At 32.7% G+C, this 13,184-nt stretch carries 9 protein-coding genes; 2 read left to right on the forward strand and 7 right to left on the reverse strand.

Translation table 11 applies throughout. The features are described 5' to 3' along the window. Positions 1 to 29 precede the first annotated feature (29 nt). From WC663_03740 to WC663_03760, 5 genes are all read right to left on the reverse strand, one after another. Positions 30 to 2,801 carry a S8 family serine peptidase gene (locus WC663_03740; GenBank protein ID MFA6296440.1) on the reverse strand — a complete coding sequence of 924 codons (2,772 nt, stop codon included), beginning with the start codon at positions 2,799 to 2,801 and terminating at the stop codon, positions 30 to 32. Between the two features lie 86 nt (positions 2,802 to 2,887). Beyond that, positions 2,888 to 3,367 carry a hypothetical protein gene (locus tag WC663_03745; protein MFA6296441.1) on the reverse strand — a complete coding sequence of 160 codons (480 nt, stop codon included), beginning with the start codon at positions 3,365 to 3,367 and terminating at the stop codon, positions 2,888 to 2,890. Between the two features lie 185 nt (positions 3,368 to 3,552). Beyond that, positions 3,553 to 6,132, reverse strand: a complete 2,580-nt coding sequence (locus WC663_03750) for a YncE family protein (GenBank protein ID MFA6296442.1) — start codon at positions 6,130 to 6,132, stop codon at positions 3,553 to 3,555. 371 nt (positions 6,133 to 6,503) lie between these two features. Then, complete coding sequence (locus WC663_03755; GenBank protein ID MFA6296443.1) at positions 6,504 to 8,306, reverse strand: peptidoglycan DD-metalloendopeptidase family protein; 1,803 nt, start codon at positions 8,304 to 8,306, stop codon at positions 6,504 to 6,506. After that, positions 8,296 to 9,027, reverse strand: coding sequence for a hypothetical protein (locus WC663_03760; GenBank protein ID MFA6296444.1), 732 nt, complete (start codon positions 9,025 to 9,027; stop codon positions 8,296 to 8,298). The genes WC663_03755 and WC663_03760 overlap by 11 nt, the downstream gene beginning before the upstream one ends. A gap of 258 nt (positions 9,028 to 9,285) precedes the next feature. On the opposite strand from WC663_03760, the gene WC663_03765 reads away from it, so the two are divergent. Next, entirely contained in the window at positions 9,286 to 9,882 is a 597-nt protein-coding gene (locus WC663_03765; protein MFA6296445.1) for a sortase, read from the forward strand. A 34-nt stretch (positions 9,883 to 9,916) separates the two neighbouring features. Here the strand turns inward: WC663_03765 and WC663_03770 are convergent, their stop codons facing one another. Beyond that, on the reverse strand, positions 9,917 to 11,308 hold the full coding sequence (locus WC663_03770; protein ID MFA6296446.1) for a glycosyl hydrolase: 1,392 nt from the start codon (positions 11,306 to 11,308) through the stop codon (positions 9,917 to 9,919). Positions 11,309 to 11,664: 356 nt separating this feature from the next. Between WC663_03770 and WC663_03775 the strand changes: the two genes are divergently transcribed. Beyond that, on the forward strand, positions 11,665 to 12,501 hold the full coding sequence (locus WC663_03775) for a polysaccharide deacetylase family protein (protein ID MFA6296447.1): 837 nt from the start codon (positions 11,665 to 11,667) through the stop codon (positions 12,499 to 12,501). Between the two features lie 177 nt (positions 12,502 to 12,678). Here WC663_03775 and WC663_03780 read toward each other — a convergent pair. Beyond that, positions 12,679 to 13,184: hypothetical protein (locus tag WC663_03780; protein MFA6296448.1), on the reverse strand; the 506-nt coding region annotated here is incomplete at its 5' end.

The following is a 13,184-nucleotide window of genomic DNA, read 5'->3' on the forward strand; positions in this document are numbered from 1 at the left end:
TTTTATTTTTAAAAAATTAATAATAAAGATTAGAAACGTCCAACTGCAAATTCTTTTGAATTCAGAGTATAATTATTTATAACTTTCGGAGTAGATTTTTGTCCTTTGTAACTGAATGCTTTTATTAAAGAACTGCCAGAAGAAGATGTATTAATTTCATAATATCCATCAGTATTTGAATCACCAACAAAAGTTCTCACATAATTAGTATAATTCCCATACGGCAAAAAACCAGAGCTTTTAAATTTTTTCTTGCCAGTTTTTGTGAATACTTTAATTTCTTTTTTTGCTGAATTCGGCATAGTTACAATTTCATCTTTGCCATCAAAATCCAAATCTCCGCTAAAAACTCTAACACCATTATTGCCTGAATATGCTTTAAAACCTTTGGATTTAAAAACTTTTACAAAACTATTTCCAGACAATTTATACATATAAATTTTTGCTTGATCTTTTTCTTGCCCAACAATAATTTCATCATAATTATCACCATCTAAATCACCAGATGCAACAGTTACGCCAACTCCTTTTTTAAACGGCTTAAAACCTTTTTTCTTAAATTTTGATTTTCCGGATTTATTAAAAACTTTAACTCTTGATTTGCAAGGCGCGCCTTGACTTGCAATAATCTCGTCTGTTCCATCCATATTCAAATCACCAGAAGCAACATTAATCCCACAATTACTTTTACCACTTCCAAATGGATAAAAACCATTTTTTTTGTATAATTTATCGCCGTTTTTGTTAGTAACATAAATCTTTGATTCATGACCTTTTTTTGCGCCAACAATCATTTCGTCCAATCCATCTTTATTCACATCGCCTGTTGCAACATAATTATTAGAACTTTCTGAAACTATAGAATTATTTTTTGGCACTACGACTACTGGCACGCCAGAAGAATAATTGCCTGCTGTATCATAAGTATATATTTTATAATAATACTTTTTATTTCGATTCAAATTTTTATTTGTAAAACTCGTTTTACTTTTATTAAAAACTTTCTTGCCATCAGAATAGCTTGTTGGAAATGATTTATTTTTTCTCCTTATTTTAACTTTATCAAAATCCCAAGTTGTTGGATTTTTCCATTTAAAATAGACTCTGCCATTTGAAGCCCTTACTCTCAAATTAGAAACATCGCTTGGAGCAGAATTTAAAACAGTAAATGAATTTGATGCTGAAGTTGTCTTGCCATTTGAAGTTACTGAAATATCATATGAACCGGAAGATAAATGTTTTGGAACAATTGCCGTAATTGTTGAACTATTAACAACATTAACATTAGTCAAAGCAGTTGCTCCAATTGCCATCGTTGCACCTGCCACAAAATTTGATCCACTTACAGTTATATTTGTATTGCTAGAATTATCTGCCGAAGATGTTGAAAGAGATGTTATTGTTGGAAATGTAAAAGCATTTGCAGCATTCAAAAGTCCATGACCATATTCTGTATCATATCCAGAAGTTCCAAGATCTGTCGCTGAATTATCAATAATTGATCTTAAATTATTATTTGGCACACCATAAGCCTTCAAAAGTGCTGCCGTTCCTGCAACATGAGGTGTTGCTTGAGAAGTCCCATTAATTAACCAAGCAACTGTTGTAGCATTTCCTGCATAATTCACTGGCAAGAAAAAATAAGCAAAGCTTTGTTGTAAAATTCCATCTGAACCAATAAAACAACCAGGATCACCAAACGTTCCAGTAGGGTCATAAGTACAAGGCGCTCCATATGTTGCATTAAAAGAATATGTTCCCATAAAATAACCTTCGTCTGTCTGACCACCTGGCGCAACAAGATCCAATCCATTTCCATAATTCGAAAAACTCGATCTTAAATTGTTATGATATCTTGTTGATCCAACAGAAATGACTTGCGACAATCTTGCTGGATAATCCAATTCAGGATCACCAACCCCATCCTGCCCACCGTTACCTGCTGCAGCTACCATTATTACACCAGCATTAGCAGCTGCTGTTACTGCATCAGCCACAGTTTGTGAATAAGCAGTTGATCCCAAACTCATATTAATAATTGTAGCACCATGATCTTTTGCCCATGTAATTCCAGAAGCTGTCTTAGCTGCATCACCAGAACCATTTGAATCCAAAACCTTAACTGGCATTATCGTTGAATTAAAAGCAATGCCTGCAGTATAAATACTATTGTCTGTACTTTCAGCAATTGTACTTGCAACATGTGTTCCATGACCTTGATCATCATTTGCATGAGTATCATTATTTACAAAATCATATCCGGAAGCAAAAGTTGGATAAATTCCTGTAAAATCACTAGCTTTAGAATAAATATCAAAATCTTCATAGGCTATACCAGTATCAACTACAGCAACAACAACTGATGGATCGCCTCCATGCAAAGGAGCTGTTGTATCATAATCCCATGCTTCAGCCATATTTATTGCATTAAAATTCCACTGATTAACACGATATGGATCATTCGGACTCCAACTCATATGATAAATATAATTCGGCTCTGCATATTCTACTTCTGGTCTTAACTTTTTATTATTATAATAAGCAACAGCTTGATCAACAGTCGCAGTTGTTGGCAATTTCAAAACCGCAAAATTTGCCGATTCATCTGTCCTTAAAATTGTTGTGTTAAAACCTTGAGCTATCTTTCCAACTGCATCTGCAGTTGTCGCCACATTTTGTTTTAATTTTACAATGATTTGATCTGGCACGTACTCATCAGCTGCCAGAACAAAATTTGAAACCAACAAAACACAACTCATCACCAAGACGGAAATTAATAAAAATTTAATTTTGTTTTTCATATTATTTAAGATAATTTAACAATAAAACAAAAAAACAAGAAAACAATAACCAGTCTAACTTATCTAACTAGTCTAACTTATCTAAATCATAGCAGTCCAGACTCATGCAACGTTGAAATATAAGTCTCTAAATATCCTTTCAGAGTTACAACACCATTATTTTTTTTGACAACTTGAAAAACAACAGCTTGTGGATAAATACTGCAAGTTGGAACTTTTCTAGCGATTACTATGCCTCTTTTTCTTGCATTAACGCTAGTAAAATAGCTATTCCATTGAGACGCTGTCAAAGTCTTTTTTTGCAACACTAAATAATCTGTCTGTTTAATTTCTGTTTTCAAAATACTTTTTGAATAATAATGTCCTTCAGACAAAAAAGTACCAATTAAATATCCTGTTGATCTTGATTTTGCATAAGTATCAACTAATTGGCCATACTTTGCATGATTCAAATAATTGCCAATAGAATTCAAATGATCTTTAAACATTTTTGCATCAGCAAAATTGATAGATCCAAATGCAAAACACAAACAAAAAATAATGCTTGATAATATAATTTTCTTCATTTTTTTAATTTATTTTTAATAACTATAATGTTTAATATATTATAACACTTTTATTATAAAAGTTATCAACAAATAAAAAAGACGGATTTATTCACCAAAGTCTCTCTAAAAAGGGAGACGAAGGTGAACTTTTTTTTCAAATCCGTCTTAAAAATTCTTAAAATCTACCAGCAACAAACATTTAATTAATTCTGAGCATGATATTTTATTAAAACACTTTCATCAGCTCCATATAGATCATTATGATACTCAATTAAATCTGAATCGATTAAATTATCATAAGTATCACTATTTAAGTCTAAATCTAAAACAGTTAAAGAATTTCCATTCCAATTCGCAGCTTTAAAATCAAAATCATTTTCTACAAAACCCCCAATCATAAATAGTTCATTATTATAGATACCAATATTGTTAACATATGTACCATTTACATGATCAGCACCATTGTAAAGATCAACTACACTCAATGATTCTCCATTCCACTTATATAATCCATCACCACTAGAATTAACCTCTTCAAAATAAACATTAGTTGATATATACAATTCATTATCAAAAACTAACATTTTAAAGTATCTCACATCTTCTCCATAATGTTCTGAACCTACATCAATAAACGTATAAGAACGCCCATTCCATTTCAATAAGTCATGCCATTCCGAATTTGAATCTTTAAATTTTCCTCCAAAAAATAATTCTCCATTATAAACAGTCATCGCAGAAACAGTACTAAAACCAGAAATATTTTCAGGAAATTCATTAGCTAGTGAAATCCAAGAATGTCCATCCCATTTCTCAATTGGATAATTTTGATTTCTATCAGTATCCGTAACATACAATTCACCATCATAAACTGCCATTTTGCCACCAAAATTAGTACGATCACCCACAGTTCGCCATTCACGACCATTCCACCTTGCTATAAAATTAAATAATTCTGCATTATGATGTGTACCAGCATAATATGTGCCAGAAACATATAACTCGTTATTGTATACAACCATGTTATCAAAAACGAGATCAATGTAACTTGTATCAATATCTAATACATTTTCAAGATGACCTTCTATGTTAGTAAAATTACGACCGTTATATCTTGCCATACCAGTTCTATAAACATCATCACGAGTTGATTTAAGTAAGGTTCCAGCCATATAAAGCTTATCATGATAAACCGCCATCGACCGAACAGGACCAACATTAATAGAATCATCAATTATTATACTACTAAACCCAGTCTCCACAATCATAAACTCCAAATTTGCAGGAACAACAGGAAGCTCAGTTGAATTTGTAATATTAAAAGAAAAAGTATTTTTTTCAACATTATGCTTAAGAGTCACATTCTTCCAAATATCATTAATCGGCACCCAAGTATTGCTTGTTGTCTTTCTAACCAAAAGTCCTAATTCATTTTCTCTAACATTACTATTAGCATTTTTCAATTTTCTAAATTCCGCATCTGTGTACGTAAAAGTTGTCTTAATTGTATAATTCTGCTTTTTCACTTTCGCTTTGTATTTTTTAAGATTCGTATTTAATTTCCAAACCTTCTTCATCGCCGTCTTCTTGACTTTCTCAATTCCTTTTGGATATTTATTAGTCTTCTTCCATTTCATATAATACTTGCTGCCTTTAGTTAATTTTGTTGGCAATTTCTTAAAATACAATTTTAAATCTTGACCTTCTATTGTTTGCTTCTTTAATGCTTTCTTTAATTTAACTCTCTTTCCATCAACTAGATTCTGTTGTTGTATCTCAACTGTTGTTGGTTCTGGAGTTGGTGTCGGTGCTGGAGTTGGAGTCACAAAATTGTAATATGAAACAGGACCATTGCCTACAGTAATGGAATTTGATAATACGCCAGTTGAGGAATTAATTTGATACACTGTATCAGCTGAATAATCAACTACTAATAGTCCATCTTCTGTAGAATTTAAATCAATTCCCATTGGCATTGTTCCTACAGTAAAAGTTGATATTACTGATCTAATACTCGTATCAACAACTGATATTGAACCTGAAAGAAAATTAGCCACATAAAGACGTGATCCATCTTCATTTATCGTCATTGCAATTGGATTATTCCCTACTGCAATACTTCCTGAAACTGTATCTGTCGCTACATCAATTACTGACACTGTGCCAGCTGCACCGCCATATGTATTAGAAATATAGACCTTGTCTCCTATTGGACTGATTATTGCTCCTAGTGGATCTACTCCTACTGACACATCTTTTGTAATTGTATTTGCATCATTTACTAGATTAGCTATTCTCACTCTATCATTTGTACTATCAACAACGTATGCTTTGCTGTTATCCAAAGAAATTGCAATTCCTCCAACTTCACCGCCTATTGAAATTATGCTAATGACTGCATCGCTAGTCATATCAATTACATATACATTATCGCTGTCCCTGTTGCCAACATATAGCCGAGTGCCAGCGCTATTGCTTGCTAAATAATCTGGATGAGTGCCAACTGTTATATTATTAATGAGCGTTTGAGACGCAACATCAATTACTGAAACATTGCTGCTTTCATAATTACTGATGTATGCTTTTGTTCCAGCAGGATTGATTGCCACACCATGCGGTGCAGTACCAACTCCTATTGTCTTAATTACAGAAGAAGAAGCTTCATCAATTACTGAGACCGTGTTGTCAATCGAATTTGCAATATATGCAAATGGCGCTGCAAATACGAATGCAGGCAAAAAGAACAACCCTAAAATTGCCAGCATTAAATACAATTTTTTCATGTTTTTATTTTATTTTATTATATTAAGATCCACCGTAGCTTAAGCGAACTTAAACGAAAGTGGATATATTAAATTTAGTTAACAATATTATACCACAAGTTTCGAAGAAGAAGAAAAAGAAGAAGAAGATATCCACAGATCCGCAAAGAGGCTCAGCCTTTTACTTAAACAATATAATCATTTTCTTAAACCAAACATAATTTAAAACATTGCACTTTCTTTTTAGTAAAAGGCTGAGTCTCTAACTTAAAAGTTATCAACAAATAAAAAAGCTAACTTCATCAGTTAGCTTCACAAAGAACGTTTTTTAATTTTTAGGATATCTGTGTATCTGTTGTAGCATCTGTTACAAATCTGTGTTAAATCTGTCGTTATGGCTCCCACACATAACATTCAATACCTTCTCTATTATATCCCAAACTTTCACTCGCATAATTTCGCTCATCTCTACTTGTTGTATAAAAATGGTCTGTTGCATTATTATTATATAATCTAAAAAGCGGTATTGATCCAGACACTTCTACTCTTGAACAATAGCCAATATCACCTCTGCGTTCATAACCAACAGCTCCGTCTCTTTCATTTACTGAAATCGTATAAAAATGGTCTCTTGGATTTTCTCTTCTTAATTTAAATAATTTTGTCAATCTGTCATCAACTTTATCTCGATAGGTTTTAAATTGTGCGCCTTCAAATCGATAACCATCAACTCCATCGTTTTCTAATCTATACAGATGCGCCACATCTCCATTATTATTATAATAATACCGAAAAACTTGTTGCTTGCAATGCGCTCCATCATCAATTGATCCATTACAATCATTATCTTTTAAATCACATACTTCTGGACTTCGACCGACTGGAACACAATCAGAGATGCTAGCCCAAAGACATGTCGGTCCACAAGTCCTTGTAGCATGACCAATTCTACATTCTCCAATATTAAATGGACATTCAATTTCTTCAACTTGATTTGGCTCGCATACACCTTGCTCTCTGCAAATATCCCAAGGACCATAATGGCATGTGATATCGCAATCACGTCTCATTGATCCGCAATGTCCGCAAGGCTGAATATCAAATTGATTTGGATCGCATTCTAATCCTGGCAATAATCCACATTGACTCCATTCAGTCCATAACAATCTATCAGTACAATTTCTAATCTGCTGTCCGCAGAAATCACAAGGCTTAGTTTCAATTTGACCAACTTGGCATTCGATTATTCTTCTAACAATTACTCGAAAATGCATCTCTGCCCAATCATCCAAATATCCAGCTAATTTATGCCAAATTCTGAAATAGACTTTGTATTCATGATCAAGCTCAATATTTTCCGAAGCCAAAACTTTAAAATTAAACCAAGCAATCTCGCTAGAAGAAACTCTATTTGCTGTTTGACTGGTTACGCGTTGACAATTATTTCCTAACCAAGATTCATGACAAAGAAAACTAGGCGCTAATTGACCATCATGATTTACTGACCTTAGCTCAATATAATTATTATTATCTCTCACATTGCTCCAAGAATTTGAACCAGTATTTCTAAAAGCAACAACAAAATCCTTTTCCTCGCCTTGTTTCAATTCAATCAATCCTTCAGGATCCTGTCGATAATATTCGCAAGAATATCTTGGCTGGCTTCTGTTTTGTGAAGTTATAATAATGCCATTAAAAATATCATGTCCTTCCATTGGCGATGGCGGAACAGAAACTCCATTTTGAAATAAACAAAAATGCAAATGAGAACCAGTTGAAAATGGCATGCCTGGCGTATTATCACATCTGCCAATGACATCACCATGCGATACTCTTTGACCGACAAAAACAACAGGCTGTTCCAACAAATGCGCATAAAGTGTCTGCGTATTATTTGCATGATCAATCCTAACCATCCAACCATAGCCATCATTAAAAAATGCTTGCGAAACAGTACCATCAGCTGCTGCTAAAAGATCCTGCCCCATGTCATCAGAATCAACAGCATTTGCATCAACACAAAAATGGCTCGCTCCAACATGATATCCTTCGCCATAAAAACTTCCAGCATTACCAAGTTGCCAACGCTGTCCTACTTCCCATGGAGCCCAAATCTCAATTGGCGCTGCCGAAGAATCAAGACTAATTCCAAAAACAAACAAACCAGAAAATACAACAACTTTTTTAACGTTCATTCCCTGCCTCCCTTCTTCCGTCAGAGTCCGAAGACGGAGAAGAATCAATTTCAACGCTTTCCATCATGTCATCAAAATCTCTCAAAAAACTTTCATCATTTTTCAAAACAGAAGCTGAAAAAAAGTAAACTTTATTTCCTTTTACAAAATAATAATCTTCAACAAATCCAGTCATCCATCCTCCTTCAAAACCTTCAGGAATTTCCAAACAATCAAACAATAATCTTAAACTTTCATCATTCATTTCATAATCCACTATTCTGCAACGAAGACCGGAACGTTTCAAAATCGCATAATGCCATAAATCCAATCTTTCATCATTCAAGAAACTTAATCCTTCAACAACAATCTCACCATCTTTTGGATGATCAAGACCATCGAAAACAAAATTACCCATCATAAAAATATATTCTGATTCCAGATTACTGATTTCAGAAATATTCCAATAATTCAAATTTGAAAAACTGAATCCTGCATCTTTAATTTGATATTGTACTCTCTGATAATCCCAAGGATCATCTTTTTCAACATCAACGTCCACATTAAGATTGTCACTTTCTAATTCCTCATTACCATTTTTTGGCTCAACAAAACTTGTATCATTTGCATTATAATTTCGCAATTCAACCTCTGGGATTACTCCGTCATTTATCACACTATCAACACAACTCACAAACAAAAAAATTGTCCCAATAAAAAAACCTCCCATTTTCTTTCTCATTCAGTCCTCCTTGTCCACCGTAGCCGAAAGCGAAGGTGGACTTTTTTTCAAGGGACAAGAATACTCTCCCCAAATGTATTATAATAGAAATGAACTAAAATTAAAAATCCTAATTTCTAAATTCTAAACAAATCCAAAATAAGAATTACCAAATGATAAAAGACCTATTGCTATTTGAATTTTGATGATTTAAATTTGTTTAGGAGTTAAAAGCGACCTTAGAAGCTTTTAACGGATTTAGAATTTAGAGTTTTTATAATGAAAACAACGAAACACATCTTCATCATCTTAGCTATATTTATAGCAACCTATCTCCTATTCAACACGCCAACCCTAATATCACAAACTGATTTTTTAATTAACAAAAAAACAAAAATAAAAAAAGTCACCAAAATTTTAAATCATAAAAGCTACGAAAATAATACTTTAATCATTCCAAACTTAGGAATTTCTGTCCCAATAAAATTTATTAAAAATCAGAATGAAAATATAATTTTAGAAAATCTAAAAAAGGGGATTGTTCATTTTCCTTATACAGCCAAACCAAACAAAATTGGCAATTCAGTCTACATCGGTCATTCCTCAAATTATTTATGGAACAGGGGAGAATACAATTCCATTTTTTCCAATTTAAACCAAATAAAAAAAGACGATCTAATCTTTATCGCCTTTAAAAATAAATTATATAAATACAAAACTTTTCAAACTTTTTACATCAGCCCATCAGATCTTGAAATTTTCAATCAAACAAATAATAAAATAATTACTCTTCTAACCTGCTGGCCTCCAGGCACTACTCTTTCACGCCTCGCAGTCCAAGCCAAACAACAAAACACTCGAACAAAAAAACACTAAAACAAACTACTGCAACAAAATAAAACAGTTTATTTTAGTGTTTAGGTGTTTTAGTGTTTAAGTGTTCCTTCGTTACTTTTGATTTTTTGCTTGCAGCTTTTTCCTTTTTAATTTTGACTTTTGCCTTTTTCACAGACACGCTCGCCTTATTCACGCCAAACGTATTCTTCATGACTTCTTTATAATCTTTGGTTTCCTTCCATAATCTAAATGGAATTGTATAGCTGACAGCTTTTCCATATTTCAAAGAATATGCAATTTGTTTAGTTTTATAGCCTCCATAAATGTAAGCATTTTTTAGATTAATCCATTTCCATGTATATGTTCCTGGCAAATATTTTGCGCGATCTTCTTTAGTCTTAAAATATTCTTTCTTTAAATTTTTAGTTAATTCAGCAACTAGAACTTTTTGTTCTGCTTTCGCAATCTTTTTCTTTCCATACGGTCCAATTTTAATATTTGCATACCAACCCCATGCTGGTTTCTTCTGCATATTATCTTTTAATAAACCAAAATTATTTTCATACAATCCGCGATAATCATAATCTCTAATATTATAAAGCAAAATTGTTTCAACATATTTACGTCTCAACATTTCTGGAATTGCATTTTCAAAATATTCTTTTTGCATATCGTCTGTAATTCCAGTTCCACCAGTTGATGCGCCCATTTCAGTAATCCAAATTTTTTGATTCTTTTTATATTTTTCTTGAATTCTTCTTGCTCGATCTAAATCAGATAATAATGCATTCAAACTTCCACCTTCAGCAAAATATTGGTCAGCATAATATAAATGAATGCCTAACCCATCAAAATAATTTCCATATTTTTGATACATTTGTTCAATAAAATGTGGATTTGGCCATGACAAACCGCCAGTAATTACAGTTGCCTCTGGATCAATCATTTTAATTACAGAATATGCTGGCTTCAAAATCATTCCATAAGCCTTTGGATTGTTTGGTGTTAAATAAGTAGGCGAGTCTGGTTCATTCCAAATTTCCCAAACATCAACATCATCTTTATAACGATCCGCAACTAATGCCACAAATTCTCTCCAAATTACTGGATTAGGCACTCTAAAATCATCATGATCTTTATTATAAGCTAACATGCCTACCACCTTAATATTTTGTTTTTTATAATTTTCCATTATCAAATCGTAACGTCTCAACCAAGCATTAATATCATTACCCCATAATGTTTCCATCTGAAAATGCTCTCTTACAACCTTTGTTTTGCTATCTTTTAATCTTGTTTGATAATCAGTATCTAAACCATCGCCATCTCCACCCAAAGCCCAATGTACATTCAAACCGACCCTATCTTTATATGGAATAGGATTTACCTTAGCCAAGCCAAAACCAGGCAAAAACACGCTTGCCAAGAAAATCACTAAAATTGTCAAAATTGAGGCCTTTTTCATAATTGTTTAAGTATATAACATAATAACGATTTTGTCAAATTTTAAGGTCATTTCTACCTTACCCATGTCTACCTACCAAAATGGGAAACAATTCTTAATTTTTTGTAAAAACCAAAAAATATAAACCGCAAAAAAACCACAAAGATTTTTTAGAAATTAAAAATTTAAAATTTATTAAAAATTAGAATTAGAAATTAAGAATTTAAGCTATATTTATCAATAAATTATTTTATTCGGAAAATAAAAAAATCAGCAATAGGGAAGTGCAGGAAATTTTTAACCTCTATTCCCTTCCCTATTCTTAATTATTTTTTATATTTTCATATTTCTAAGTAAAATGCTATACTAAATTTACAATGAAAAAATTCCTCATTATTTTTGGCTTAATAATTGTTTTTGCAACAGTCATTTATACCTCCTACTCTCAGAAAAAGCCAAACAAAACAAATTCACAAAATGCAAGCGGAGCTTTGATCAAACATCTAAAAATTGATCCAGAAATTATTGAACGAGAAACAAGAGTTCCAATTATTCTCTATCATTATGTAAGAAACATTGCTCCACAACCAGACAATTTAGGCTGGGGTCTTTCTGTACCTCCATCTACATTTCAACAACAAATGGAATATTTAGTAAAAGAAAATTATACAACTATTACTCCTAATGACCTTTATCAATATTTGAAATATGGGACTCCTCTACCACCAAAACCAATCATGTTAACATTTGATGATGGCTATTTAGATTTTTTTGAAGAAGTTTTTCCAGTACTTCGCGACAATCATTTAACAGCTACTAATTTTATCATTTCCAATTTTTTAGGCCGAGAAAAATATCTAGATTGGTATCACCTAAAATACATGGTTGCATCTGGCCGAGTTTTTATTGGCGGACATACTTTAAATCATATGAAATTAACTGAAGTAACTCCTGAACAATTAGAACAAGAGATCGTGATTAACAAAGCATCTTTAGAAGAAGGACTGGATACAAAAATTGACTATTTCGCCTATCCATATGGTAGCTATAATGATAATGTTTTGAATGTTATCAAAAAAAATAAATATAAAGCAGCTTTTACAACCGAAGATGGCAATGTCCACAAAACCAGCCAATTACTAAAATTACCAAGAATCAAAGTCGGCGGCGGAGATACTGTTCAATCTTTTGCAGAAAAAATCAAAGCAGAATAGTTTTAAAAATAAAAAAAACTAAAAATAATTCATCCTCGGGAGTCCGACAGGACAAAAGAGGATTAAAAATACCGAAATTATTTTTCGGTATTTTTTTGTAACCACATCATTAATATCTTAAGGTTTAAAAATTCCAAGTGTCCAAGAACTCAAGAACCAAGAGTCCAATCGTCCGCACTAGCGGGAGAAAGAAACGCCCACAAAGTCATAGGCCGGCTCAGGCCTCCATCTACTCACATCCGCACCAACAGCACCACAGCCGCCAGCACTAACCAACCTCCCAACAGACGAGCGCTTTGCAGTCCTCGCATAAACACCTGTTAAAGCGCTTTTATTGACAGCGTGAATAAAAATTACTTCTAACGGATTAATCCTGTATTTTTGATTAATTTTTAATTCAGATAGTTGCTTAGCTGCTTTTTTCCAATCTGTCACCATTAGTTGAGTTAGTTCTGCTAGTTTCGCATCACTGCATTCATTCAATTCATCAGCAGTTGCTAAGTTATTTTGTCTCAGATATTCTCTGAAAAATCTTGTTTCTTCAACATAATTTTTGTTAGTTGAACCTTCAATATTGCCTTTGCTTAACAATTTCCAAGACAATTGATTTGAATCAGATGTAAATAAATCTTCGTTTTTATACCAGTCTGTACTAAAAAGTAATTTACCCACCCCTCGCCTTT

Source organism: Patescibacteria group bacterium, from assembly GCA_041662665.1.
GTDB lineage: Bacteria > Patescibacteriota > JABMPQ01 > JABMPQ01 > JAQVVF01 > JAQVVF01.